At 61.7% G+C, this 25,034-nt stretch carries 18 protein-coding genes, 6 tRNA genes and 2 CRISPR repeat arrays; of the genes, 6 read left to right on the top strand and 18 right to left on the bottom strand.

All coding sequences use genetic code 11. The features are described 5' to 3' along the window. Positions 1 to 21: 21 nt before the first annotated feature. Positions 22 to 659: a CRISPR direct-repeat array (repeat unit 28 nt; unit sequence GTCTTCCCCACGCCCGTGGGGGTGTTTC). 1,577 nt (positions 660 to 2,236) lie between these two features. Next, a CRISPR array of direct repeats spans positions 2,237 to 2,390; the repeat unit is 28 nt; unit sequence GTCTTCCCCACGCCCGTGGGGGTGTTTC. 235 nt (positions 2,391 to 2,625) lie between these two features. Next, entirely contained in the window at positions 2,626 to 3,438 is an 813-nt protein-coding gene (locus Q0K12_RS04140; protein WP_297260509.1) for a Fic family protein, read from the top strand. Between the two features lie 161 nt (positions 3,439 to 3,599). On the opposite strand, the gene Q0K12_RS04135 is transcribed toward Q0K12_RS04140, so the two are convergent. From Q0K12_RS04135 to Q0K12_RS04080, 12 genes are all read right to left on the bottom strand, one after another. Next, entirely contained in the window at positions 3,600 to 3,935 is a 336-nt protein-coding gene (locus Q0K12_RS04135; protein WP_297260508.1) for a hypothetical protein, read from the bottom strand. 358 nt (positions 3,936 to 4,293) lie between these two features. Then, a tRNA-Lys gene (locus Q0K12_RS04130) sits at positions 4,294 to 4,369 on the bottom strand. Between the two features lie 127 nt (positions 4,370 to 4,496). Beyond that, complete coding sequence (locus Q0K12_RS04125) at positions 4,497 to 6,284, bottom strand: methyltransferase domain-containing protein (RefSeq protein WP_297260507.1); 1,788 nt, start codon at positions 6,282 to 6,284, stop codon at positions 4,497 to 4,499. Positions 6,285 to 6,437: 153 nt separating this feature from the next. Continuing rightward, complete coding sequence (locus tag Q0K12_RS04120) at positions 6,438 to 7,070, bottom strand: hypothetical protein (RefSeq protein ID WP_297260506.1); 633 nt, start codon at positions 7,068 to 7,070, stop codon at positions 6,438 to 6,440. A 138-nt stretch (positions 7,071 to 7,208) separates the two neighbouring features. Beyond that, entirely contained in the window at positions 7,209 to 8,174 is a 966-nt protein-coding gene (locus tag Q0K12_RS04115) for a DUF362 domain-containing protein (protein ID WP_297260505.1), read from the bottom strand. Positions 8,175 to 8,348: 174 nt separating this feature from the next. After that, positions 8,349 to 9,767: a [FeFe] hydrogenase H-cluster radical SAM maturase HydG gene (gene hydG, locus Q0K12_RS04110; protein WP_297260504.1), complete on the bottom strand. Its 1,419-nt coding sequence runs from the start codon at positions 9,765 to 9,767 to the stop codon at positions 8,349 to 8,351. 351 nt (positions 9,768 to 10,118) lie between these two features. Continuing rightward, positions 10,119 to 10,193: transfer RNA gene (locus Q0K12_RS04105), tRNA-Gly, on the bottom strand. A 58-nt stretch (positions 10,194 to 10,251) separates the two neighbouring features. Then, a tRNA-Gly gene (locus Q0K12_RS04100) sits at positions 10,252 to 10,326 on the bottom strand. Between the two features lie 20 nt (positions 10,327 to 10,346). Beyond that, positions 10,347 to 10,421 (bottom strand) — tRNA-Gly (locus Q0K12_RS04095). Positions 10,422 to 10,452: 31 nt separating this feature from the next. After that, positions 10,453 to 10,527: transfer RNA gene (locus tag Q0K12_RS04090), tRNA-Cys, on the bottom strand. Between the two features lie 7 nt (positions 10,528 to 10,534). Next, positions 10,535 to 10,609: transfer RNA gene (locus Q0K12_RS04085), tRNA-Gly, on the bottom strand. A 90-nt stretch (positions 10,610 to 10,699) separates the two neighbouring features. Further along, positions 10,700 to 12,004 (bottom strand): phenylacetate--CoA ligase, encoded by a 1,305-nt coding sequence (locus Q0K12_RS04080; protein ID WP_297260503.1) that lies wholly within the window; start codon positions 12,002 to 12,004, stop codon positions 10,700 to 10,702. Positions 12,005 to 12,175: 171 nt separating this feature from the next. Between Q0K12_RS04080 and rsfS the strand changes: the two genes are divergently transcribed. From rsfS to Q0K12_RS04065, 3 genes are read left to right on the top strand one after another with little or no spacing between them, the layout of a single operon-like run. Next, complete coding sequence (gene rsfS, locus Q0K12_RS04075; RefSeq protein WP_297260502.1) at positions 12,176 to 12,532, top strand: ribosome silencing factor; 357 nt, start codon at positions 12,176 to 12,178, stop codon at positions 12,530 to 12,532. Then, positions 12,529 to 14,082 carry a 2,3-bisphosphoglycerate-independent phosphoglycerate mutase gene (gpmI, locus tag Q0K12_RS04070; RefSeq protein WP_297260501.1) on the top strand — a complete coding sequence of 518 codons (1,554 nt, stop codon included), beginning with the start codon at positions 12,529 to 12,531 and terminating at the stop codon, positions 14,080 to 14,082. Before rsfS ends, gpmI begins: the two co-directional genes overlap by 4 nt. Continuing rightward, positions 14,079 to 14,321: a hypothetical protein gene (locus Q0K12_RS04065; RefSeq protein WP_297260500.1), complete on the top strand. Its 243-nt coding sequence runs from the start codon at positions 14,079 to 14,081 to the stop codon at positions 14,319 to 14,321. The genes gpmI and Q0K12_RS04065 overlap by 4 nt, the downstream gene beginning before the upstream one ends. Positions 14,322 to 14,799: 478 nt before the next feature. Here the strand turns inward: Q0K12_RS04065 and Q0K12_RS04060 are convergent, their stop codons facing one another. The 4 genes from Q0K12_RS04060 to carB form a co-directional block, all read right to left on the bottom strand. After that, positions 14,800 to 15,048, bottom strand: coding sequence for a glycine zipper domain-containing protein (locus Q0K12_RS04060; RefSeq protein ID WP_297260499.1), 249 nt, complete (start codon positions 15,046 to 15,048; stop codon positions 14,800 to 14,802). 21 nt (positions 15,049 to 15,069) lie between these two features. Next, positions 15,070 to 15,495, bottom strand: coding sequence for a hypothetical protein (locus tag Q0K12_RS04055; RefSeq protein ID WP_297260498.1), 426 nt, complete (start codon positions 15,493 to 15,495; stop codon positions 15,070 to 15,072). Between the two features lie 307 nt (positions 15,496 to 15,802). Further along, positions 15,803 to 16,930: a glutamine-hydrolyzing carbamoyl-phosphate synthase small subunit gene (gene carA / locus Q0K12_RS04050; protein ID WP_297260497.1), complete on the bottom strand. Its 1,128-nt coding sequence runs from the start codon at positions 16,928 to 16,930 to the stop codon at positions 15,803 to 15,805. 3 nt (positions 16,931 to 16,933) lie between these two features. Further along, the gene (gene carB, locus Q0K12_RS04045) at positions 16,934 to 20,176 is read right to left on the bottom strand and encodes a carbamoyl-phosphate synthase large subunit (RefSeq protein WP_297260496.1); all 3,243 of its coding nucleotides are present in this window, start codon (positions 20,174 to 20,176) and stop codon (positions 16,934 to 16,936) included. A gap of 279 nt (positions 20,177 to 20,455) precedes the next feature. Between carB and pyk the strand changes: the two genes are divergently transcribed. After that, positions 20,456 to 21,874, top strand: coding sequence for a pyruvate kinase (gene pyk / locus Q0K12_RS04040; protein WP_297260495.1), 1,419 nt, complete (start codon positions 20,456 to 20,458; stop codon positions 21,872 to 21,874). Between the two features lie 2 nt (positions 21,875 to 21,876). Next, a complete protein-coding gene (locus tag Q0K12_RS04035; protein ID WP_297260494.1) occupies positions 21,877 to 22,908 on the top strand; it encodes an HD domain-containing phosphohydrolase in 1,032 nt (343 codons plus the stop codon). 389 nt (positions 22,909 to 23,297) lie between these two features. Here Q0K12_RS04035 and Q0K12_RS04030 read toward each other — a convergent pair whose 3' ends face one another. Both Q0K12_RS04030 and Q0K12_RS04025 read right to left on the bottom strand, forming a co-directional pair. After that, entirely contained in the window at positions 23,298 to 23,981 is a 684-nt protein-coding gene (locus Q0K12_RS04030; RefSeq protein ID WP_297260493.1) for a hypothetical protein, read from the bottom strand. 167 nt (positions 23,982 to 24,148) lie between these two features. Beyond that, on the bottom strand, positions 24,149 to 24,748 hold the full coding sequence (locus Q0K12_RS04025) for a hypothetical protein (protein WP_297260492.1): 600 nt from the start codon (positions 24,746 to 24,748) through the stop codon (positions 24,149 to 24,151). Between the last annotated feature and the right edge of the window lie 286 nt (positions 24,749 to 25,034).

Genomic DNA, 25,034 nt, shown 5'->3' with positions numbered 1-25,034 from the left:
ATGTGCGGCTTTTTCACTTCTGTCTTCCCCACGCCCGTGGGGGTGTTTCTTGGGAAAGTTTCATTACGGGCGGCCCTGATGGGTCTTCCCCACGCCCGTGGGGGTGTTTCCCACCCAGATACTCGGGACGCTGTAGACGGGCGGTCTTCCCCACGCCCGTGGGGGTGTTTCCGACGCCAAACGCGCGGAAGAGCGCGAAAGGGTGTCTTCCCCACGCCCGTGGGGGTGTTTCACGCTCCGAGCAGCGCATGAAAAACCGCCTTGAGTCTTCCCCACGCCCGTGGGGGTGTTTCCACTCAAGACAGATGTTTTCCTGGTATATGCCAGTCTTCCCCACGCCCGTGGGGGTGTTTCACCATGCAAGGCCGTCAGGGCTTGCAACCTGCTGTCTTCCCCACGCCCGTGGGGGTGTTTCTCCCAGCTCATCAGGAGTGATCGCTGCGGAATCGTCTTCCCCACGCCCGTGGGGGTGTTTCCCGGCGACGGGCAAAGACTGCTGGGCGGAGGCGGTCTTCCCCACGCCCGTGGGGGTGTTTCTCTGAAGCCGGCGGTCACCGGGCGAGTTAACGGGTCTTCCCCACGCCCGTGGGGGTGTTTCTGAGTGTTAAGTTAAGTCAAGTTTTTTTTGCAAGTCTTCCCCACGCCCGTGGGGGTGTTTCCTTTCCGAGATACACAGCCGCCTTGATGCTGAAAGCATGGCAACCATTGCGCCACTCCTGCGTCAGCGGGCGGACGCTCCCAATGCGCTGGAAGCGGAGCAGATGGACAATGCGGCCCAGGCGCAGGCCGTGGTCGAGGAAAGCCGGGTGCGTCAGCGCGTGGCCGATGCCGCGCGGCGGGAAGAAAAGCGCCTTGTTTCTGAAATGACGCCGCTGGTGGGCAAAAATGCCGCTGAGACATTCGGCAGGCTGCATGCCGCGCAGGCGCGAGCCTTTGAAACTGCCTACGGCGTGGATGCCGCCGATCTGCTGCGGCGGCGCAGTGTGGCACTTGGGGAGAAAGGAGAAGCCGAGGGGCAGACCTTCAGTCAGCCTGGCACCCTGCCTTCGCGCTTTGCCGCCATGCCTCTGATCGAGGCCGACAGCACGCAGTGGTTCGGAGAGGGGAAGGCCATTGGGGCGCTGAAGCCCTTCTACCAGCCGGAAACCACGACTGTGTCCTACCCCGACAACGGACGGGAGGTGGGCAGCATCACGCCGGAGATTGCCGCAACGCTGCGCCTGAACAAGCCCGGGACCATTGTGCTGAATGATATCGGGCTACAGCATATCGAGGACAGGCACGGGAAAGAGATTCGCGGGCTTGGCTTTGCGGATGCGCGGGCTTTTGTGGATGGCGTGCTTGCGAATGTAAGCGCCGTCTATGATGTGGATGGCAGCGGCAGAAAGTATGACCTCGTTTCCCGGGCAATGACGCCACAGGGGCGGGTCATGGTGCGGCTGGAATTTGCGGCAGAGGGGGATTTCTATACTGTTGTCACGGCGGGGACTGTTCGCAGAAAGTATTACGAAAAAAAAGTGCCACTTTGGGAAAGCGCGAACCTCAATCATCCCCCGGAGGGAACCCCTGACGCAACATTCTCGGGCCAAAGTGACACGTTGCGGCAGGACGCCACAACTGAAATCAATCTAACATCCGGCGTCGTCCATGGCAAGCGCGCCGCCGTCAGCTTCCAGTCTGACGGCAGGGCAGCCATACGCATATTCAAGGGGGCTGACCTGTCCTCTATCCCGCACGAGTCCGCCCACATCTTTGTGGACGATTTGCGGCGTGTGGCCGCCGACGACGGAAGCATGGCCCGCGAGCGCCTGCGCTCCGATCTGGAGCAGGCCGGCATGGATGGCACGCCATTTGCCGGTATTTTGTCCGGCGAAGTGGATGCGGAGATGGCGCGCGCCATGCTGCGGGATGCGCGGGAAGAGCTGGCCATGCTTGATGATTCTGACGCCGGTCTGCGAGCGGCGGAAAAAGTTCCCGCAAAAAGCGAGTCCAGCAAGGAAGGACGGGAGGAGATCCGTGCCGCGCTGAAAACAAATGCTGCGCGGCGGCGTGAGCTTTTGCCGGTGGAGCGCAGGCTTTCGGCCTATGTCCGCCACCTTGACGGTCTTGAGCAGGCGAAAAGAGATATGGCGACGCTGCGGCGTTTTGCCGGAGTCGCGGAAGATGGGGAGCTGACGGACGCGCAGTGGCGCGAGGTGCAGGAATACGCGGCCCGCGGTTTCGAGCGGTATCTGATGGTCTTCCCCACGCCCGTGGGGGTGTTTCTGCGCCCTGCCCAAAGGGCATGAGTCCAGATCCGTCTTCCCCACGCCCGTGGGGGTGTTTCGGACGGCGGGCGGATCAAGCAGGGTGACGAGCGGTCTTCCCCACGCCCGTGGGGGTGTTTCCGCCATCAACCACCGGAAAAAATGCAAAACCGGACAGGTGGCTCCAAGGCGCGGAATGGCATCACTGAAAACAGTACGCTGGCCACAAACAGGAAAAGGTTGCCGAAGTCTACCTAAAAATGAAACGGGAGCATGACGCCGGAAGCGGACGTGCTGCCCAGGGCAGAAACTTGCCTCCTCGCGGCCCGTACCATAAAAAGCGGGCCAACGGTCAACTCTCAAAGGCCCGGAGACGAAAATGCTTGCCGAACTCTTGCAAAAAATCGACGAGAACCAAATCCGCATCAATCGTTACCGCCCTTTTGAGGACAAGGAGATTCTGCGGGAGATCCAGAAGTACTACCGGGTGGACAGCGTGTTTTCTTCCAATGCCCTTGAAGGGTCTTCGTATACCCTCGTCGAGACCAAGATCCTTCTTGAGGACGGCCTGACCGCAGGGGGAAAGCCGTTAAAGGATGCCCTCGCCGTTGTGGGACTTGGCAAGGCCTATGATCATGCCTTCAACTTGCTGCGCGATCCTGGGCTTACCAAACAGGATCTGCTGCGGCTGCATGGCATGCTGGAAGGGAGCCTCGAAAACGACGCCGTTGCGGGAGCCTACAGACAGGTCCCCGTATTCATGACAGGGTCGTGCTATCCTGTGTCACGGCCGGAAGACATCGAAAGCCAAATGTGCGCGCTGCTGGCCCGCACTATACAAGAAAGGGAGATATTGCACCCTTTGATTGCGGCGGCACGCTTCCACAAGGATCTTGTTTGCATCCACCCCTTTGCCGACGGAAATGGACGCATTGCCCGACTGGTCATGGATGTGCTGCTGGGACAGCGCGGGCATCTCCCTGTCGTCATCCCGCCTGCGCTGCGGCAGGAGTATATAGCCGCCCTGGAAAAGGCGCATGAAGACGACAGGGACTTCCTTGAATTCATGGCGCGGAACGAGATAGAGACCCAGAGGGGCTTTCTGCGCCTCATCAATGACGCGCCTCTTCCCAATGAGGATGTGGAAAAAAAGCGTGAAAAAGCTGCTCTCACGCCTCGACGGAAGCGGTAGAGGGCTGCCGACGTCTTTCCCCACGCCCGTGGAGGTGTTTCTCAGGCCACGGGCACTATTACTGTGCGGGATCGGTCTTCCCCACGCCCGTGGGGGTGTTTCTGAAGAGGCAGCGGCGCAGCGCATGGAACGGGAGTCATCCCCACGCCCGTGGGGCTCTATCATAGAAAAGGGGCTTCCATAAATTCTTGAAAGCTTATTTCACCAGATATAAAGCGCTCCATATGTTGTATTTCACTCTCCGGAACCTTGAAACCTTCGAGCCCGACCGAAGCAATCGCGAACCGTGCAGCCCTTCTTCTTTTTTCCTGTTCTTCCAATGTAATCAATGTCCCTGATTTTTGATCGCCTGACTTTTCCTGATTACGCTGGATAAAATCATGGATGAGGCTGCGCAAAACCTGTGCTGCCGGCATATTCATTTTATCGGCGGCATCCATGAATTGTTTTTTCAAATTTGCATCGATCCGAAAAGTCATGGTTGTTTTTTTTGACATGATTCCGATTCCTCACAAAAACAAAAAGGCTTGAGTCCTCACACGGCGGCAAGGTGAGGACGCGACAGGCCGTGCGGACTGCCGAAAGGGGATGCTGTCCCGCTTCAGGCCGCACATGCCCGCATTAGCCGCGAGCATGGAACGGGAAGCGGTGCACGGCAGAGCGTTTCGCCTTTGAAAAAAGGTAAAACGCGAGGCGCAGCACGGCGCCCACGTTTTTTTCCACGAAACGACAGGCCGTATGCTTTGAAACGCAGAGCGTTTCAAACTGAAAATGCTCTAAGACGGCCAGGTAAAGGATTTTTGCACAGAGATATGAAAAAAGCCCTTACGGAAATCCGCAAGGGCTTACTTTCTCTGGTGGGCCATCAGGGACTCGAACCCCGAACCAACTGATTAAGAGTCAGCTGCTCTACCAATTGAGCTAATGACCCGTTGACAAGAAAAAGAAATACGCTTTCTCCCGTCGAAGGTCAAGCATTTTTTTTGCGGAACTCGACAAAAAAATCCTGCCGCGAACATTTTCCGCCTGACAGGACGCGGCCCGGCTCGAAATACGCTTCACTCCTCCTGACCAAAGTCCGGCAGGGGGGGCGTCTCCCCCTGCTTCCTTTCCGGGCGTTGCGGCAAAGGAGCGAACAAGGCCCGCCACGCCTCCACGGCCACCTTGCCGGAAGCGGTCGTCTGCCATTTTTTCAGGGCATTGCCCAGCAGGGTCTGGCGCTTGCGGTGATCCCTGATCAGCCGGCTCAAAGCCGTACACCAGGCATCCGGCGTATTGTCGAGCAGGATGCCGTTGACGTCGTTGTCGATATACTGCGCGTAGGGGCTGAGATCGGAAGCCACGGACACGATGCCGCAGGACGTGTAATGCCAGAACTTGATGGGAGACTTGCAGGAAGAGAACAGGCTGTCGTCCAGCGGGAGCAGGCCGATGCCGTTGTCGATGCCGGAAAGCAGCTGCGAAAACTGCTCTTCACTGCACGTTTCGTAACAGCGAATGCGTTCCGAGGGGATCTGGAAGTTGTGGGCGATGTTCCCGATGACGACGAAATGCAGGAAATCGAACATCTTCAGCAGGGTATACAGGATCGGCACGATGCCTTCCGGCAGCTGCGCGTCGCTGGAGGCGAGCACGAGGGTACACTGATTGCTGTAGTGGCGCTTCGCGGGGACGGGCAGCGGCTGCGTCGGGATGATCACATTGGGGATGACCTGAACGTCATCGGTGAAACACTCAAGCTCCTTTTTCAGCATGGGCGTGGTGCAGGTCACCCTGTCCGCCAGGGCCAGCGTGCTTTTCATGAGCGCACGCTCGGCGGGCGAAATGGTGTTCAGGCTCCATTCGGGCAGCTGGAGCAGCAGGTCGTCCGTATCATAGATGATGGGGATCTCCCGCTGCCGTGCCGCCTTCAGGAACTCGAATTCCAGGATATTGATCTCCCGGTGCGCAATGATGACGTCCGCCCAGTCCAGCAGGGACAGATTGCAGGCAGTGGCAGGGACGACGGAGAGCAGACCGCCGTGGACGGCGAGAAATTCCCCCAGCGGCCGGCTAAGCCGCAGGCACGTCAACACGCTCTCGGATTTGGGCGAAAGGAGGAGGATATGCTGCGGCGTCGTCGTCTGGTAGGTCGTCCGCCGCCAGGCCTCCCGCGAGGCCATGACCACATGCTGATAGGTGTGATCCCGCGGGTTCAGCTCCTGCCAGAGGGAATGCTCCCCCCAGGCGGCAAGGGAGGGGTGGACGCAAAGCTCCGATTGCAGGACGTTATAGCGCCGCTCGATGCCGAAACCAGCCGCAAGGAAGAGCTTTTTGAGCGTATGCCAGGAAAAGAAGCGCAGATGCGTCGTATCCAGGATGCCGTATTTCTGGTAATCCCAGATGCCCTCGGCCAGCATGGTGCGTATGCCGATATGGGTGATGTTCGGCACGGACGCCAGAATGACGCCGTCATCCTTCAAAAACTCGCCAAGGGAAACGAGCATGGCCTTCGGATCGGCCAGATGCTCAAGCACATCGCCAAGGATGACCGCATCAAAGGAATAACGCAGCTCCTGCGGGGCTGTCGCGCAAAAATCCTCCACGGTGCCGGAAAAGAAGTCATCCACCCGGCCATGCCGGAGCGCCTCATCGGAAAAAGGCTCGACGCCGTGGACGTACACGCCGTTGTCCCGCAGGGCCGCGCTGAAGTAGCCGCTGCTGCAGCCGATCTCCAGCACCCGCGGCCGGCGTACCCCCTTGCTGGAGCAATGTTCCTGAAGGAAAAGAAAGGTCTGGGTATGGGAATTGTTCTTGACGGCGAAATTGATCTTGCCGTGATAGTCTTTATACGCCTGCGAAAGCATAGCCTGTCCTTGTCTGTGCATCCATCGGGAGCGCCCCCGCATGAAGCCGGGCCATAAAAAGAACCGAGGGCCGGGAGGCGTCGTTGCCGCAGATCCCTCCGGCCCCACGCCCCCTGCGAAAAAAGCCATGCGACGCCGCCTGTCCCGCGCCGCTCATTCCCCGCCGCTGACCGTCACCTCGCCGTCGCGGTCTTCCGACACTTCAAAGTGGAGCCTGCCGGACGTCTGGCTGGCCAGCACCTGCCGCAGCGCCGGGATGCCCATGCTGATCAGCTTGCGGAAATCATCGACAGCGCCGCTGACCGTCATTTCCGTCCGCCAGATCTGGCGTCCCGGCTGCCCGTCAACAAGACGCCGGGCAGACAGGACGAGCTGCGCATGGTAACGGGTATGTTCCGTCCATTCCGTCCTTTCCACACGCACGGTAAAGGCTCTGCCGTGGTAGTAGACCGTCTGGTAGTCGGGATAGGTCCACCGCCGCAGGATGGTCGTGGGTTCGCCCATGCCGTAGCGCAGGAGCACCTCCTGCGCGGCCTCCCCACGCGAGGCGGCAACGGACATGCCCCGTGCGGCCAGGGCCGGAGTGACGAGGCCGCAGACCTCACGGAACAGCAGGTCATCCTCGGGCACTTCCAGCGCCGGGTCCGGCGCAAGGAAGCAGCTCCCCGGGATCTCGCCTTCACGCAGGGAATCGATGGCCACGTCATAAGTGGTGGCGCAAGCGCTCATGGCAAGGCAGAGCAGCGCCGCCATGACGCGCAGACACATACGCGGCAGGAGCTTCATGCCTTTTCTCTAGCCTGAATGCCCGGACGGCACAAGAGCGGCGAGGCGACGGCACAAAAAACGCCGGGCGCCGCCGCAAACCCCTGCGGGCATGACAGGCAGGCGCACGGCTTGGCGCTCGATACTCGGCGAAGGCCGTCAGATGGTCACGATCTCGTAAGTGCCGCGGCCCATGCCCAGCTCCCGCATGTATTCGAGCTGGCGCAGGCCGCTGCGGCTTTCGATGCGTTCCACAAGGTCGCGGCGCTGGGCTTCCGGCAGGGCATAGACCATGTCCACGGAGGCCTGATCCACGGCCAGCAGATCCGTGGAAGCCAGGATGCCCAGATCCGGCGCGGTGGCAGGCGCGGCGCCCGTCCCGGCGCAGTCGCAATCCACCGAAAGATTGCGCAGCACATTGATGTAGGCCATACGCGGGCCAAAGTGATCCACGATGGCCTTGCCGCCCTCCACCATGCGCTCCATGAAGCGGGGACCGCCGGCCCAGAGCTGCGAGCCTTCGCGGTGCAGCTGCTCCTTGCCGGTCTTGCCCGAGGCGCAGCCGATGGAGATGTTCTTGAGCGAACCGCCAAAGCCGCCCATGACGTGTCCCTTGAAGTGCGTCAGCACCAGCATGGAGTCATAGTCCAGCAGATGTTTGCCCACGGCAAGTTCCTTGATCCATTTGCCGCCCTTGACAGGCAGCCGGGCGTCGCCCTCGGCGTCCATGATGTCCACGGGGCAGAAATCCCAGCCGTTGACCCGCAGGGTCTCGCGGTGGCCCTCCGTGGTCTGGCGGGGGCTGGGGTAGAGCACGTTGCACTCCACGATGGTGGGCTGCGGCACATGCGGCAGCAGGGCCTTCACCCAGTCGCGCGGCAGGATGTTGGGCCCATTGGGTTCGCCGGTATGCAGCTTGACGGCGACCTTGCCGCTCAGGGCGGAAGCGACGCGCTCATAGATGCGGCACAGGCCGGCGGCGCTGAGATCCCGGGTGAAGAAGACCGTGGCCTTGTCGCCGGCAGCCGCGGCCGCGGCGGGCATGATGCCGCCCGCCACGCAGGCCCCCAGCGTCAGACCGCCGGCCTTGAGAAAGTGACGGCGTGTCATATCAGTTGCGGACATGGCAACCTCCCTGGTTCTGAAGCGATGGCAAAAAGTTGTTTTTTCTTTCTCGATACACTACGTCCAGCCAAAAAACAGGGCCATTCCGCGCATTTTTTTGCCTGATCCTCGCATTTTCACGATATTCGGCCGGGGCGCACTCCCCACGAAGCAAAAGCCGCCCCGCACGCGCACTCAAAAACGGAAATCCCGCTCCCCGTGCGCGATGCGTTCAAGATACTCCCGCGCGCGCGTGCGCACCCTGTCGCCGGGGATGCGCCCCAATTCCTGTTCGATGCAGGCCAGCCCGAGTTCCCGCGTGGCCGGGGAGGCATAATCCTCCAGATATTCCCGCAGGGTCAGCAGAGCATTGGGATGGCAGCAGTTGAGGATCTGCCGGCTCTTGCACAGGGCCATGAAGCGGTCTCCCGTGCGGCCCTCCCGGTAACAGGCCGTGCAGAAACTGGGGATGTGCCCCTGTTCCATGAGCCAGCGCACCACCTCGTCAAGGCTGCGCTGGTCGCTCACGTCGAACTGCGCGGAATTGTCCTCCGGTTCCTCAGGCGTATCATAGCCGCCCACGCTGGTCCTCGACGCGCCGCTGATCTGCGATATGCCCAACGGCAACACCATCTCCCGCACGGCCTGACTTTCGCGCGTGGACACGATCATGCCCGTGTAGGGCACGGCCACCCGGATGCAGGCGCAGATGCGGGCAAAGGTCGCGTCGTCGATGCCGTTGTCGAACATGCCGGGGTCGATGTCGTCCGCCCGCTTGATGCGCGGCACGCTGATGGTATGCGGGCCCACCCCGCAGGCCGCCTCAAGATGCTCGGCGTGCATGAGCAGGGCCGCGAATTCGTAGCGGTAGCCTTCCAGCCCGAAGAGCACCCCCAGGCCCACATCGTCGATGCCGCCCTGCATGGCGCGGTCCATAGCCTCGGTGTGCCAGGCATAATCATGCTTCGGCCCCACGGGATGGAGCTTTTCGTAACTCTGGCGGTGGTAGGTCTCCTGAAAAAGAATGTAGGTGCCGATGCCCGCCTTGCGGAGCAGGGCATATTCCTCCACGGTGGTGGCGGCGATGTTGACGTTGACCCGCCGTATGGCCCCGTTACGGTGTCGGATGCCGTAAATGGTCTCGATACATTCCAGGATGTATTCGATGGGGTTCATGGTCGGATGCTCGCCCGCTTCCAGCGCCAGCCGCTTGTGTCCCATGTCCTGCAGGGCGACGACCTCGCGGGCCACCTCTTCCTGCGTCAGCTTCTTGCGGGCGATGTGCCTGTTCCTGGCGTGATAGGGACAGTACACGCAACTGTTGACGCAGTAGTTGGAAAGGTAGAGCGGGGCGAACATCACGATACGGTTGCCGTAGAAGTCCAGCTTGATCTGCCGCGCCAGCCGGTAGAGGGCTTCCGTCTTTTCCGGCAGTTCACAGGCCAGCAGCACCGACGCCTCCCGGTGGTTCAGGCCTTTGCGCTCGGCGGCCCGGGCAAGGATCTCGTCCAGCAGGGCAGCGTCCCGCGCGTGTTCCCGCGCATACTGTACCGTGGCCATGACTTCCGCATGGTCAATGAATTCCTCCGCTCGCGGAGAGCGTACATCATACATGGCAAGCCTCCCGGCCTGTATCGTTCGCCGCGCCTGCGCCGCATGCCCCGTTACGGCCCGCCGCACGCCGGCGGGCGAAGGGCAGGACGAACACGCCGCGGCCAGGCGCATTTTTCGTTTGCAACGCTTGGCGTTTCAAACCATACGGCCTGACGTTTCGCGGAAAGAAACGGTTTTCCCGTCTGGTGTTGGCCGGGCGGCGCTATCCCGCCGCCTCGCACTTTGCCTTTTTCACCGGCAAACTGCTCATGCCCCGGCGGCGCAAGTCTGCCCATGACGGGCCATTTTTGCAAGCAGGCGTCCGGTCGAAAACGCAAAAAAGCCCTTGCAGCAGTCTGCAAGGGCGAAAATTGGAGCGGGAGACGGGATTTGAACCCGCGACTTCAACCTTGGCAAGGTTGCACTCTACCACTGAGTTACTCCCGCACGGGGCACGGCACAGGCCGCTATGTTCTGGAACCGCCAGGGTTCCCGGAAAAGCACTTGGAGCGGGAAACGGGATTTGAACCCGCAACCTTCAGCTTGGGAAGCTGACACTCTACCGTTGAGTTATTCCCGCCGGCCAGGGGATGAAAAATCTGGAGCGGGAGACGGGATTTGAACCCGCGACTTCAACCTTGGCAAGGTTGCACTCTACCACTGAGTTACTCCCGCAGAGTGAATCGATCCGGCTATAAAAATTTTTTGGAGGCGGCATCCAGATTTGAACTGGAGCATGGAGGTTTTGCAGACCTCTGCCTTACCGCTTGGCTATGCCGCCTCAGTGTTGGAGCGGGAGACGGGATTTGAACCCGCGACTTCAACCTTGGCAAGGTTGCACTCTACCACTGAGTTACTCCCGCTCAACGAAGAGAGACATTACGCTCCCTCCGTCATTCTGTCAACAAAAGTCTTCCATTTTTTCCATCTTTTTTAGAAAAAACGAAAAACGTCTACTTTTCCAGCCGCTTGTCGATGATGCGCTTGGCCTTGCCTTCGGAGCGTTCCAGCGAATGCGGTTCCATGAGGCGCACCTTGGTGCTGACGCCGAGGAATTCCTTGATGGTCTTCTGGATGCGTCCTTCAAGGCTCTGCAGCTTGCGGATCTCGTCGGCAAAGAGGGATTCGTCCACTTCCACCTGCACTTCCAGCGTATCCAGATTGTGTACGCGGTCCACCACCAGCTGGTAGTTGGGGGTAAGGCCCTCGCTTTCCATAAGGATGCTCTCGATCTGCTGCGGGAAGACGTTGACCCCGCGGATGATGAGCATGTCGTCCGAACGGCCCTTGATGCGGGTGAGGCGCACGTGCGTACGGCCGCAGCGGCAGGGCGTGTAGTCCAGGCTCGTGATGTCCCGCGTGCGGTAGCGGATGAGCGGGATGCCTTCCTTGGTCAGGGTGGTCAGGACGAGCTCGCCCGTTTCCCCGGCGGGCAGCACTTCGCCGGTCACGGGGTCGATGATCTCGGGCAGGAAGTGGTCTTCCCAGAGGTGCATGCCGCACTTGGCGTCGAGACATTCCATGGCCACGCCCGGGCCCATGACTTCGGACAGGCCATAGATGTTCATGGCGTTGATGCCCATCTTCTGCTCGATGTCCTGCCGCATCTCCTCGGTCCAGGGTTCCGCGCCGAAGACGCCGGTCCTCAACGGCAGCTCGCGGAAGTCGATGCCCGCCTCCTGTCCGGCTTCCCAGAGGTGCAGGGCATAGGAGGGGGTGCAGCAAAGGGCAGTAGCGCCGAAGTCACGCAGCAGATAGGCCTGACGGCGGGTGGAACCGCCGGAGGCGGGGACCACCGTCGCGCCGAGATGCTCGGCCCCGCCGTGCGCCCCGAGGCCGCCCGTGAACAGACCGTAGCCGTAGGCCACATGCACGGTATCCGTGTGGCTCACGCCGGCCGCGGCAAGGCTGCGAGCCGCCACTTCCGCCCAGGTATCCAGATCGCGCTGGGTATAGCCCACCACCACGGCCTTGCCCGTCGTGCCGCTGGAGGCGTGCAGGCGGACGATATTGTCGCGCGGCACGGCGAACAAGCCGAAAGGATAGTAGTTGCGCAGATCCTGCTTTTCCGTAAAGGGCAGCAGCTTCACGTCGGCAAGGGACTTGATGTCGGCGGGCGTGATGCCGATCTCTTCAAAGCGTTTGCGGTAAAAGGGCACATTGGCGTACACACGGGAGCAGAGATCCCGCAGGCGACGCAGCTGCAGGGCTTCGAGTTCCTCGCGGGGCAGGGTTTCCTGGCGGATATTGAACAGCACGGCGCTTCTCCTTGAAAAAATGGACTGCTCTTGGCATGCCCCAAAAGGGGAGAGCGGTCAAGGGGAAGGGTCGTCCCGGCCTGCGGAAGCCGCGCGGCGGGATTGCCCTTACGCGCGCTTTGGGGTATGTGCTTGCTCATGCAAACGACTACGCCCAAAAAATATTCGTTGATGCCCACTCCGGAAAAACTGGCCATCATGAAGGCCTGGCTGGAGGAACACAAGGCCCAGCATGTGGAAAGCATCGATCTGGCCGGGAAGGGAGCCTTTACCGATGCCCTGCTGGTGGCCTCGGCCACGTCCGTCCGGCACGCCCAGAGCCTTGCCGACGGCATCTCCGCCCTGTGCAGCGAAAAGAATTTCGAATATCTGCGCATGGAAGGCTATACGGCCGGCCAGTGGATTCTGGTGGACTGCAACGATATCGTCATCAATATCTTTCAGGAATCCGTGCGCGACCTCTACAAGCTGGAAGCCCTCTGGGGCGACGGCGCGGCGGCCCTGCTCGGACGGGGAGAACTCGCATGAGCCGCCCCGTACCGACCCTGCTGCTCATCCTGGACGGCTGGGGCATCGCCCCTGACGGGCCGGGCAACGCGCCCTTCACGGCGGCGACCCCCCGGCTGGACGCCCTGACCGCCGCCTGCCCGCACAGCCGCCTTGCGGCCTCGGGCCGTGAGGTGGGTCTGCCCGCGGGCTATATGGGCAATTCCGAGGTGGGCCATCTCAACATCGGCGCGGGCCGCATCGTCTATCAGGACATGACCCGTATCGACGTGGCGCTGGAAGACGGTTCGTTTTTCCAGAATGCCGTCCTGCGCGGCCTGCTGGACGCGGTGCGCGCCTCCGGCGGGGTGCTGCATCTGGCCGGTCTGCTCTCCGACGGCGGCGTGCACAGCCACATCCGGCACCTTGAGGCCCTCTGCCGCATGGCCGCCGATGCCGGCGTGCCTGTCCGCATCCACTGCTTCATGGATGGCCGCGATACCCCGCCCCAGAGCGGCGCGGATTATGTGCGCCAGCTTGAGGAAGCTGTCCGCCCGCTTGCCGGCGTCCGCATCGCCACGCTGACAGGGCGCTTTTACGCCATGGACCGGGATAAACGCTGGGAACGCGTGGCCGAAGCCTGGAACATGCTCGTACACGGGCAGGGCGCGACGGCGCAGGACGCCGAGTCCGCCATGCAGACCTCCTATGCCGCGGGCGTGACGGACGAATTCGTCAAGCCGGTGCGCATCGAGAACGTGGAGCATGCCTGCGTGCGTGACGGGGACGGGCTCTTTTTCTTCAATTTCCGGGCGGACCGCATGCGCGAGCTGGCGCGGGCCTTCACCGTGGAGGCCTTCGACGGTTTTGATCGCGGCACGCGTCCGCAACTCTGCGCGGTGGCGTCCATGACGCCGTACGAGGCGGATTTCACCTTCCCCGTGGCCTATCCCAAGGAAGCGGTGCACATGGGACTTGGCGAGGTGGTCTCCCGCGCCGGCCTGCGGCAGCTCCGTCTGGCCGAGACGGAAAAATACGCCCACGTCACCTATTTCTTCAACGGCGGGCGGGAAGAACCCTTTGCCGGGGAGGACCGCATCCTCGTGGAATCGCCGCGCGATGTGGCCACCTATGACCTCAAGCCCGCCATGAGCGCCCGCGAGGTCACGGACAAATTCGTGGAAGCCTGGAACAGCGGCGCATATGATCTTGTGGTCTGCAATCTGGCCAATGGCGACATGGTCGGCCACACCGGCAAGCTGGAGGCCGCGGTGCAGGCCTGCGCTGTGGTGGACGAATGCGTGGGCCGTATGGCCGATGCCGTCCGTGCCCGCGGCGGCCGCCTGCTGCTCATTGCCGATCACGGCAACTGCGAAGTCATGATCTCGCCCGACGGCTCCCCGCAGACGGCGCATACCACCAATCCCGTGCCCTGCATCCTGCTGGATGCGGCCGGCGGCGAACCTCTTCGCCTGACCGACGGCAAACTGGCCGATGTGGCGCCCACCCTGTTGCGCCTCTGGGGCATGGGGATCCCGGCGGAAATGAGCGGCACGCCGCTGGCGCACCCTGAGAAGGAGGCCCGGTCATGAGCGCGCCCAACCGTCCCGTGCAGCCGGTCCCCCCGGTGGCGATGGAAATGATCTTTTTCTACACCTGTCCGCAATGCGGCTGGCATGCCGCCGTGGGCAATCCCACGGAAGCCAAGCTCATCCCCTGCGAATCCTGCGGCCTGCGCTTCCCCATCATCCCGGTGGAGGAGCACTACCTGCACTTCATGCGCATCATGACCGGCGCGGGCCGGGCCGCTGCCGATCCGGACTTCCTGTAGTGGCGCTTGGACGAGTTATTTGGGGGGAAGGGAACCCCCTCCGCCGGCGCTGGAGGGGGTTCCCTTCCCCCCAAGCCCCCCATCCCTTCCCCAGCGCGCTTTTACCGGGGGAAGAGCCGGGGACACGAGGGAACCCCGCCTAAAGGCAATCAGAGCGCGTACGGCTTATTTTTTATTTATTGAAATTATTTGTAAAATTTGTGTTAACAGGCCCTAGTTGCAACGCACGGATGTAGGCGGCGGACTTCTCTGGAAGTTTGCCGCCTGTTTTCTTTCTCTCCGGTTTGCGGGCAGGGGAGGGGGAAGAACTTCCGAACCGCATCGGGCACAGGCTGTCCGCATCGTCCGCGCCCACAGAGGGGGCCGGATACGACCGCGGCGCTGCGGCGAGCCCGCGGCGCGGGGAAGGCCAGACAGCGGCACGCAAAAAAGGCGGGCCGAAGCCCGCCTTGCAGAATAGTCTGAAACGAAATGACGGCTACCAGCTGTAGCGGTTGCGATGTTCCTGGCTGTTGCCCACGATGCCGCCCGCCAGCGCGCCCACGCCGGCACCCGCCAGCGCGCCCCAGCCGGCGGAGCCGCCGGCAATGGCCGCCACACCGGCGCCGCCCAGCGCGCCAAGAGCCGCGCCGCTGGCCACACCCTGCTGGGTACGGCTCATATTGGTGCAACCAAGACCGCCAAAACACATCACCACGAGCAGAGCGCCCGCAAACAACTTTTTCATGGGAGACTCCTCAAGGCGGCGCTACTTGGAGGCCGCCAGTGCAGGCTTGATAAGGGAGAACCAGATCACGTTCATCACAGGGATATCCTGCTTGTCGGGATGCGCGGCATACCAGGCATCGATCTTTTCGATGACCTGATTGCGGTCCGTATCCTTCATGGCAGTCATCCAGCCCTTTTCAAAGCGGGAAAGATTGGAAGAAGGGGCCTTGCCTTCCTTGGCGGCCTTTTCGGCGGCTCTGCTGTTCACAAAGTATTCCACCGTAATGGCCGTATCAATGCCGAAAAGAAAGGCAGCCTTGTTGTCGTGGCTGGTCTGCATCCATACCGTTCCCGTGAACTGATCCACGGGATTGGCAGGCCGTGCGGCTCCTTCCGCAGCCAGCGCGGGCGCAGTCCCGACAGCCAGCGACAAAGCCAGTGCCAAAGCGGCAATGATTTTCTTCACGTTGAGACTCCTTGGTCTGGAGAAACAGCGAAAACATTTCGCCTTCCGCGCCACCGGCAACCTATGCCCTCGGGCAGCGGAGCTTCTCTTGATTCTCCTTAGCGCAGAGCAGCGGCATTGGCAAGCCTGCCATTCGCGGGAAAAAAATATATCAGTACGGGTGCCGTCCGGCAGACAGCAAAAAGGGAAAGCCCGCCGGGCTTCCCCTTTCTCCCCTAAAGACTGAGAGAACAGATCTCAATAATAAAGATGGTCATGGAGGGCTGCTCCATGACCATCTTTATCGCTTTTGATCGTTTGGAAGCGTCTAGGCCACCGCATCGCGCGTCATCTCAAAGAAGCGCGTGAAGAGGTAGCGCCCGTCGTGAGGCCCGGCGGCGGCTTCGGGATGGTACTGCACGCTCATGACCGGCAGGGTCTTGTGGCGCAGGCCTTCCAGGGTCTGGTCGTTGAGGTTGATGTGCGTGGCTTCCACATCGTCCAGCCCGTCGAGCACCACATGGAAACCGTGGTTCTGCGAGGAGATCTCGATGCGGCCGGTGGTCAGGTCCTTCACCGGATGATTGCAGCCATGATGACCGAACTTGAGCTTGCCCGTGGTACCGCCCAGGGCGTGGCCGATGAGCTGGTGGCCGAGACAGATGCCCGTCACCGGGAAGTGCTTGATGAGCTCGCGGATATTCTCGATCTCCGCCGTCAGGGTCGCCGGGTCGCCGGGCCCGTTGGACAGGAAGATGCCCTTGGCCCCGCTGGCTTTGGCCTGCTCCGCCGTGAAGGAAGGCGGCACCGCCAGCACCTCGAAGCCCACTTCGGCCAGCAGGCGGAGGATGTTCCACTTCACGCCGAAGTCGTAGACCAGCAGCGGCAGGCCCGTTCCCTTCCAGGCATAGGCGCCGCGCACGTCGAAGCTCGCTTCCTCCATGCGGTCATCCACGAGGATATAAGGCTTCCTGGCGCAGACATAGGGCACGAGGTTCTGCCCCTGCATGGGCGGCAGGGCCTTGGCCTTGGCCTGCAGGGAGGCCGCGTCAAGGTCGCGCGTGGAGATGATGCCGCGCATGGCCCCGTTGAGCCGCAGGTGGCGGGTCAGGGCGCGGGTGTCGATGCCTTCCATGCCCGGCACGCCCCACTGCTTGAGGAAGTCCGGCAGGGACTTGGTGGCGCGCCAGTTGGACGGCTGCTTGCAGCACTCCTTGACCAGCAGGGCGCGCATGTGGATGCGCGGGGATTCCATATCCCGGGCATTGATGCCGTAATTGCCGATGAGCGGATAGGTCATGCAGACCATCTGCCCGTAATAGGAAGGATCGGTGAGGACTTCCTGATAGCCGGTCATGCCGGTATTGAAGATCACTTCCCCGCCGGTCTCAAAGTCGCCGGTGAAGGATCTGCCTTGCAGACAAAAGCCGTCTTCGAGCACAAGTAATGCTTTCATTTCCTAACTCCGGGCGTCGCGGGCGTAATATTCCTGAAGACTTGCCACATGGATGCCGTCGCTCCGCTTGCCGATGGCCGTGGCAGTGGCCTTGGCTCCGGCCACCGTGGTGCAGTAGGGCACGCCGTAGGTGACCGCCGCGTGACGGATGGACTTGGAGTCACGCGCCGTGTTCTTGCCGGAAGCCGTATTGACCACCAAAGCGATCTCATTGTTGACGATGCGGTCGACGATGTGCGGCCGGCCTTCGTACACCTTGCGGACCTCCTCCACTTCCAGCCCGTGTTCTCGCAGCAGCTTGGCCGTGCCGCGCGTGGCCAGCAGATGGAAGCCCAGATCGGCGAACATGGCCGCCACTTCAGGCAGCAGGGGCTTGTCGCGGTCATTGACCGACAGGAAGACGTTGCCGCCCTGCGGCAGGGACTGACCGGCGCCGAGCTGGCTTTTCATGAAGGCATCGGGGAAGTTGTCGCCCATGCCCATGACCTCGCCGGTGGAATGCATCTCCGGCCCGAGGATGATGTCCACTCCCGGGAAACGCTGGAAGGGCAGCACGGCCTCCTTGACGCAGGTGAAGCCGCCGCGGCGCATGCTCCACGGGTCGAGTTCCTCCAGCGTCTTGCCCAGCATGACCTGGGTGGCCAGGTAGGGCAGCGGCACGCCGGTGGCCTTGGACACGAAGGGCGCGGTACGCGAAGCGCGGGGATTCACTTCCAGGATGTAGACGTCATCCCCCTTGATGGCGAACTGGATGTTCATGAGGCCCACGACCTTGAGTTCGCGGGCCAGCGCCTCGGCCTGCGCCGCGATGAGGGCCACATGGTCGTAGGAGAGCGAGAAGGGCGGCAGCACGCAGGCCGAGTCCCCGGAGTGGATGCCCGCCTCCTCGATGTGCTCCATGATGCCCGCCACATACACGTCGCTGCCGTCGGAGAGGGCGTCCACGTCCACTTCCACGGCGTGCTCAAGGAACTTGTCGATGAGGATGGGGTGTTCCGGCTTTTCGGGGACCTGGGCGGCAAAGTATTCGCTCAGCTCTTCCTTGTCGTAGACGACGGCCATGGCGCGGCCGCCCAACACGTAGCTGGGCCGCACCACCACGGGATAGGTGATGCGCTCGGCCACTTCCAGCGCCTCGTCGAGGCTCATGGCCGTACCGTTCGGCGGCTGGAGCAGGCCCAGCTTCTCGATGAGGGCCTGGAAGCGTTCCCGGTCCTCGGCGCGGTCGATGGCGTCGGGCGACGTGCCGAGGATGGGCACCCCGGCGCGCATGAGCGGCACGGCCAGATTGAGCGGCGTCTGCCCGCCGAACTGCACGATGACGCCCTCGGGCTTTTCCTTTTCGATGATGTTCATCACATCTTCAAAGGTCAGCGGCTCGAAATAGAGGCGGTCGGACGTGTCGTAGTCCGTGGAGACGGTCTCGGGGTTGGAGTTGACCATGATGGCCATGACGCCCGCATCCCGCAGGGCAAAGGAAGCATGGCAGCAGCAGTAGTCGAACTCGATGCCCTGTCCGATGCGGTTGGGCCCGCCGCCGAGGATGATGACCTTGCGGCAGTCGCGGGAGTCCAGCTCCTCGCCGGATTCGTAGGTGGAGTAGTAGTAGGGCGTATAGGCCTCGAATTCCGCGGCGCAGGTATCCACCAGATAGAAGGTGGGCACGATGTCCATTTCCTTGCGCAGGCGGCGGATGTCCGACTCGGGACGTTTCCACATCTCGGCAAGCTGACGGTCGGAGAAGCCGTATTCCTTGGCCTCGCGCAGCAGGGGGGCCAGATCGGGGTTGGCCGGGGTCATGTCGTTGGCCAGGCCGAAATCACGGATGCGGTTCTCCATGTCCACGATGTCGCGCACCTGCCGGATGAACCAGGGGTCGATGGCCGAGGCTTCGTAGATGTCTTCCTCGCTGATGCCGGCCAGCAGGGCCCGGCGCAGGTCGAAGATGCGGCGGGAATGCGGCTTGCGCAGACCGGCAAGGATGGCATCCCGATCCGGCAGCTCGGCGCGGAAGTTGTACCCCAGACCGGGCGCGCCGATCTCCATGGAGCGCAGCCCCTTCTGGAGGGCTTCCTTGAAGGTGCGGCCGATGCTCATGGCCTCGCCCACGCTCTTCATGGAGGTGGTCAGCTCGTCCTTGGCGCCGGGGAACTTCTCGAAGGTGAAGCGGGGGATCTTCACCACGCAGTAGTCGATGGCCGGCTCAAAGCTGGCCGCCGTCTCGCGGGTGATGTCGTTGCGCAATTCGTCCAGCGTATAGCCCACGGCCAGCTTGGCCGCAATCTTGGCGATGGGGAAGCCCGTCGCCTTGGAGGCCAGCGCCGAGGAGCGCGAGACGCGCGGGTTCATCTCGATGACCACCATGTCGCCGTTGCGCGGATTGATGCCGAACTGCACGTTGCTGCCGCCGGTCTCCACGCCGATCTCCCGCATGATGGCCAGGGAGGCGTCGCGCATCTTCTGATATTCGTCATCGGTGAGCGTCTGGGCCGGGGCCACGGTGATGGAGTCGCCGGTATGCACGCCCATGGGATCGAGGTTCTCGATGGAGCAGACGATGACGCAATTGTCGTTGCGGTCGCGCATGACTTCCATCTCGTACTCTTTCCAGCCGAGCACGCTCTGCTCGATCATGACTTCGGACGTGGGGCTGGCCGCCAGCCCGCGCCCGGCCACTTCCTCAAGGTCGGCCATATTGTAGGCCACGCCGCCGCCGGTGCCGCCAAGGGTGAAGGCCGGACGCACGATGAGCGGGAAGGGGAGCACGTCGCCCAGCCGCCGCACGTCATCCATGTTGCGGGCGATGCCGCTGGCGGGCACGGTCAGGCCGATGTTTTCCATGGCCTGCCGGAAGAGCTCGCGGCTTTCGGCCTTTTCGATGACATCGGCCTTGGCGCCGATGAGCTCCACGCCGTACTCCGCCAAAACGCCGCTCCGGGCAAGCCCGAGAGCGGCGTTGAGAGCCGTCTGACCGCCGAGCGTGGGCAAAAGGGCATCCGGCCGTTCCTTACGGATGATGGCCGCCAGCGTGTGCTGTTCGATAGGTTCGACATAGGTGGCGTCGGCCATGTTCGGGTCGGTCATGATGGTGGCCGGATTGGAGTTGACCAGCACCACCTGATAACCTTCCTCTTTCAAGGCCTTGACGGCCTGCGATCCCGAATAGTCGAACTCGCAGCCCTGACCGATAATGATCGGCCCGGCCCCGATGACCATGATTTTGTGTAGATCCGTGCGTTTGGGCATTGGATTTTCCTATGGGGTTGGACGTACGGCAGGGGGGATTCCCCGGCCCTCACCGAACAGCTTGCACCGACACCTGCTCCGGCATGCAAGTTTCATCCGGTCAAAACGATTTCTTTTAGCCTCTTCACGCCAGCTCGTCAAGCAGGCCGTGCCGTGCCCCGCAAGGCGGCGGGCGCGGGCGGCGTCATGCCTTCCCGCATCCGTCGCCTTGACATCAAGGGCAAAAGCCAAGATAGTTTTGCCAACATTTTTCAGGCCCGACAGGGCCGGGGAGGCAGAGTGAGGACAAAAATCGTAGCGACCATCGGGCCGGCTTCCAATACGCGGGAACGCCTGAAAGAGCTGGCGCAGGCCGGGGTAAGCATTTTCCGCCTCAATTTTTCTCACGGCGGGGCTGCGGACTTTGTGGACATCATCGGTCATATCCGGGCCATTGAGGCGGAACTGAACCACCCCCTCACCATCATGCAGGATCTTTCCGGCCCCAAGATCCGTCTGGGCGCCATCCGGGAAAAGACCATACAGGTCAGCAAGGGCATGCGGCTGCTGCTGGGCCCGACGGACCGCTATACGAACGAGCTGCCCTATCTCCCCTTTGACCACGAGATCATCCTGCAGAGTCTCGTCAAGGGGGACCATCTGGTGCTGGCCGACGGCGGCCTGCAATTCGTGGTGGAGGAGTGCCGGACGGACGGTCTCGTGCTGCTGGCGGCGGAAAACAGCGGCATCGTCACCTCCCGCAAGGGCCTTGCCCTGCCCGGCAAGGCGACGCGGGTCCGCGCCCTGACCGACAAGGACAAGCGGGACCTCAACGACGGCCTGAGGCTGGGCGTGGATGCCGTCGCCATCTCCTATGTGCAGACGGCGGACGACGTGCGCGAAGCCAAGGAGATCATCGCCGCTTCCGGGCGTAACATCCCTGTGGTGGTCAAGCTGGAAAGGCAGGGCGCTGTGGAGAATCTGGACGCCATCCTTGCCGCGACGGACGCCGTCATGGTGGCGCGCGGCGACCTTGGCGTGGAGTGCCCGCTGCCGCAGCTGCCGGCCCTGCAGAAACACATCATCGCGGCCTGCAACCGCCTGTCCAAGCCGGTCATCGTGGCTACGCAGATGCTGCTTTCCATGGTCAACAGCCCCGCGCCCACCCGCGCCGAGACCACGGACGTGGCCAATGCCGTCCTGGACGGCGCGGATTGCGTCATGCTGTCGGAAGAGACGGCCATGGGCAACTTTCCCGTGGAAACGGTGCGCTACATGCGCCGCATCACCGACGAGGCCGAAAAGCTCCTGCTGGAGGACCGCCGCACCGAATCCCCGGATACGGCAACGGACATCTCGAGCTTCCTGGCCTATTCCGCCTGCCTGCTTGCCAAGCGGGCGTCGGCCCAGGCCATCGTGGCCCACAGCATCAGCGGCGCTTCGGCCCGCCTCATTGCCGCCCACCGGCCCGCGCAGCCCGTCTATGCCCTGACGCCCGATCCGGTGACCTTCAAGGCCCTCAATTTTTCCTGGGGCGTCCATCCTGTCCTGGTGAGCCAGCCCGATGTGGAAACAAGCCACCTGCGGCGTGCGCAGCAGTTCATCTGCGACAGTGAGGCCATCGCCCCGGGGCAGTGCGCGGTCATCACGGCGGGGCAGCGCACCGGCTCTTCGTCCACCCCGCGCGGAACAAACCTTGTCAAAATTTACTGGAAGTAGTTATGGCTGCCAAAAAAGACGTTCCCCAGAATATCAATGAAGAATACTATCAGATCAGCAGCGAGATCCTGTCCAGCTTCCCCAAGTACCGCCCGCCGGTCGATCTGTTCTCCTTCCGTGAGGACATCTGTGTGCTCGCGCCCTATTGCCGCAAGGGCGACCGCCTGAGCAACGCCCAGGTGGAAGAGGTGGCCCAGCTCTGCGCCGACGGCTCGCTGTTCGTGTCCCGCTCGGACCACCCCATCTATTCGCGCCACATCGTCAAACAGCTCGACCTCGTGCTGCAGGACCGCAACCTCAAGGAAGCGGAGATCGTGGACATCTGCATCCGCGCGCTGGTCATGCGCTATACGGAGTTCTACGCGCAGCCGGTCAAACTGCTTTTTGATCCGCTGTATCGTGACCTCATGGTGGTCACCGAATATATCTTTGAGGACAAGCACCGCATCGCCGGTTTCGTGCGCCGCCTCTTCCGCGTGCATGACCCCGCCCGCCATGCCCTCAACTGCCTGAACCTGGGCCTCTGGCTCTGGATGCAGAGCGTCAGCGAGATGCGCCGCAAGGACCTGGACAAGGTGGCGCTGGCCCTGCTGCTCCACGATATCGGCATGAGCAAGGTGCCGGCCTTTGTGGTCAACAAAAAGGGCCCCCTCAAGCAGGAAGAGCGGGACAAGGTCGTCCAGCATCCGCTGCTTGGCGTCAAGATCATGCAGAAGGTGGACATTTCCTTTGAGGAACTTATCCGCGCCTGCTTCGAGCATCATGAACGCCTCGACAGCAGCGGTTACCCGCAGCACGAGCCCGGCAGCCGCATCAGCCGTATCGGCCGCCTGACCGCCGTGGTGGACTCCTTCTCGGCCATGATCATGGACAAGCCCTACGGCACCAAGCACGAGCCTGCCGATGCCGCGCGCGAACTGGCACAGGACAACCGCTACGAGCCCGACTTCACCAAGCCGCTCATGGCGGCCTTTGCCGCCCAGACCTTCGGGCAGCTCATCGACATGGACGCCAATCTGGAAGTGCCTGAATAGCTCCTTCCCAGCTCCGGCAAAAAAGCCCCCGGCCCCGCACAGGGACCGGGGGCTTTTTTGCCGGAGCCGTCCGGCGCATCCCTCGCGAGGCAGGGCCGCCGGCGCCCGACGTCAAAGCCCGAGCGTTTTGCCGGTGAAAAAAGTGAAACGCGGGGCGGCAGCACAGCGCCGCCCGCCCTAAAACAAGCGGGAAAACTGCATTTTTTCCGCGAAACGCCGGGCCGTATGGTGGAAAACGCACAGCGTTTCAAACGGAACATGCCTTAGAGCGGATTCGCATTGAAATTGCGTCCAATTTCAATGCTGACGCTGCCCTCACACTGCGGAAAAAGCGCGTTGGGGAAGGGCATCGCAGCGTTTGACGATCCCCTAACCACGTTGCGGCGCGTTCATTCTTGCTGGATACCCATTTTTTCAAAGGCCCTTACGACACGCTCACCCAGCTGTCTGCAAGCCTCTTTTCCTAGCCGCAGAACCTCACGCCCCAGTACGCGAAGCTTCTCCTGCGGCGTACCGAGCTCGTCTGGCGGCATGAAGCGTGCGCAATCCTCGCTGTAGAATCCTTCATCGAGGACATTATCCGGCCAGACGGCGTGGTCATCATAAAAGTTGCTGGTATACAGGCATCTTTTGCTTTTCTTGTCAAAAATCTTGTAAAAAGCCGGGTCTTCGTACGACATGCTCAGGAAGATGCTGTCATAGCCTTCATAATATATTTTATATACATAGCATGCGGACTCTCCGGATGGCTCTTCGGGAAAATCGCGTATCTTGAAGAGATATCCATAATAAATGTACGCAAGGACAGGCACAAGAAGAACGAAAAGAAGGCATTTCTTGTGCGTTACAAGAAAATACCCCAAGGCGATAAGGAGAAAAATGACTTTAAAGATGACCGTCACGAAATCAAAATCATCCCTGTAAGGCTGCGAAACAGCATAAGTGTACACAAGAACAGGCACGAGGAGAATAAATAAAAGGTATTTCTTGCGCTGCTTTGCAAGCAGATACCCCAAGACGATAAGAAGTAAAAGGACTTTCACGCTATCTATCATAAAATCAAGACCATACATATGAAACTCCGAAATGCCATCTCCCTGTCGATGGCCGCTGTTCCCCTGGCATGCAGGCAAATCGCCTCAGACAAAAATCCTCATCCTCTCCCTGAACGCTGCTGCGAACTGGCGCGCCGCCGCCCCTGTCCTCTGGCAGCAAGGCGGCTTGCCGTCCGGGCGACGCGTCACCGCTGCCGCGGGCAGGGATGGCGGATCGTCTCGGGGGAGACTTTTTTGACAAACTTCTCGCGTGTAAAGTCCGCCAGAACTTCCTTCAGGGCCTGATCCATGGGAGAATCCGTCAGCCCAGCAAGAAAGCGCCGCTTTGCCTCTTCCGCTTCGGGAGAATCCGCCAGCAGCAGGGCAAGCAGATATTCCTGGGAATGCTCATCGGCCTTGTCGGACTGCCGGCAAAGCCGGGCCACGCGCAGGTAGCAGAGACGGTTTTCCTCCTGCTGCGCGCCCGTGGCTTCCGCGTACAGACATTTCTGCATCTGGAAAGGCGGGGAGTCCGGATGCAGGGCGGCCAGGGCCTCCACATCCGGCCTGGCGGAATACGGGTCGGCCAGAAGACCGTAGGCCGCGATACGCAGCGTGAGCAGACTCTCATCATCGGGCCGGCTGGCGATCTCCCGGTCGAGCATGGTGATGACGGCACATGTCCGTTCCGCATCACCAATCGCGGCGTCCAAAAGTTCCCCCAGCTGGGCGGCATCCATGCCCAGCCCCGCACTGGGACGCAAAAGGGCGATGCAGAGCGTCAAGACGGCAAGGGCGACCTTCATGCTTCCACCTCGATGACAAAGGGTTACGCAGGAGAAGCTGCCGGATCGGCTGCTTGTCCACCACGTACGCAAGCTTACACAACGCCACCCCCTGCTTTCAAGATGTCCGGTTTCCCCGGTAGAAATTGCGCAGGCGCTGAACGATATGAGAATGCTTTGTCGTTGAAAAAAGCAAAATGCGAGGCGGCGACATAGCGCCGCCCGGCCAAACGTGAGCGGAAAAACCACGTTTTTTTCCGCGAACCGACAAACCGTATGCGTTGGAAACGCCAAGCCTTTCAAACTG

This window comes from uncultured Desulfovibrio sp., from assembly GCF_944324525.1.
Classification (GTDB): domain Bacteria; phylum Desulfobacterota; class Desulfovibrionia; order Desulfovibrionales; family Desulfovibrionaceae; genus Desulfovibrio.
The sequence above is the reverse complement of the archived record's forward strand: the minus strand, read 5'-3'. Positions and strand labels throughout refer to the sequence as shown.

Bases quoted from the DNA above. Each gene is read 5' to 3' on its own strand.
- Q0K12_RS04030 (WP_297260493.1), bottom strand. From the start codon at position 23,981: ATGTATGGTCTTGATTTTATGATAGATAGCGTGAAAGTCCTTTTACTT.
- rsfS (WP_297260502.1), top strand. From the start codon at position 12,176: ATGCCCACTCCGGAAAAACTGGCCATCATGAAGGCCTGGCTGGAGGAA.
- Q0K12_RS04025 (WP_297260492.1), bottom strand. From the start codon at position 24,748: ATGAAGGTCGCCCTTGCCGTCTTGACGCTCTGCATCGCCCTTTTGCGT.
- Q0K12_RS04035 (WP_297260494.1), top strand. From the start codon at position 21,877: ATGGCTGCCAAAAAAGACGTTCCCCAGAATATCAATGAAGAATACTAT.
- Q0K12_RS04115 (WP_297260505.1), bottom strand. From the start codon at position 8,174: ATGTCCGCAACTGATATGACACGCCGTCACTTTCTCAAGGCCGGCGGT.
- Q0K12_RS04065 (WP_297260500.1), top strand. From the start codon at position 14,079: ATGAGCGCGCCCAACCGTCCCGTGCAGCCGGTCCCCCCGGTGGCGATG.
- Q0K12_RS04125 (WP_297260507.1), bottom strand. From the start codon at position 6,284: ATGCTTTCGCAGGCGTATAAAGACTATCACGGCAAGATCAATTTCGCC.
- carB (WP_297260496.1), bottom strand. From the start codon at position 20,176: ATGCCCAAACGCACGGATCTACACAAAATCATGGTCATCGGGGCCGGG.
- carA (WP_297260497.1), bottom strand. From the start codon at position 16,930: ATGAAAGCATTACTTGTGCTCGAAGACGGCTTTTGTCTGCAAGGCAGA.
- gpmI (WP_297260501.1), top strand. From the start codon at position 12,529: ATGAGCCGCCCCGTACCGACCCTGCTGCTCATCCTGGACGGCTGGGGC.
- Q0K12_RS04140 (WP_297260509.1), top strand. From the start codon at position 2,626: ATGCTTGCCGAACTCTTGCAAAAAATCGACGAGAACCAAATCCGCATC.
- Q0K12_RS04135 (WP_297260508.1), bottom strand. From the start codon at position 3,935: ATGTCAAAAAAAACAACCATGACTTTTCGGATCGATGCAAATTTGAAA.
- Q0K12_RS04120 (WP_297260506.1), bottom strand. From the start codon at position 7,070: ATGAAGCTCCTGCCGCGTATGTGTCTGCGCGTCATGGCGGCGCTGCTC.
- hydG (WP_297260504.1), bottom strand. From the start codon at position 9,767: ATGTATGATGTACGCTCTCCGCGAGCGGAGGAATTCATTGACCATGCG.
- Q0K12_RS04060 (WP_297260499.1), bottom strand. From the start codon at position 15,048: ATGAAAAAGTTGTTTGCGGGCGCTCTGCTCGTGGTGATGTGTTTTGGC.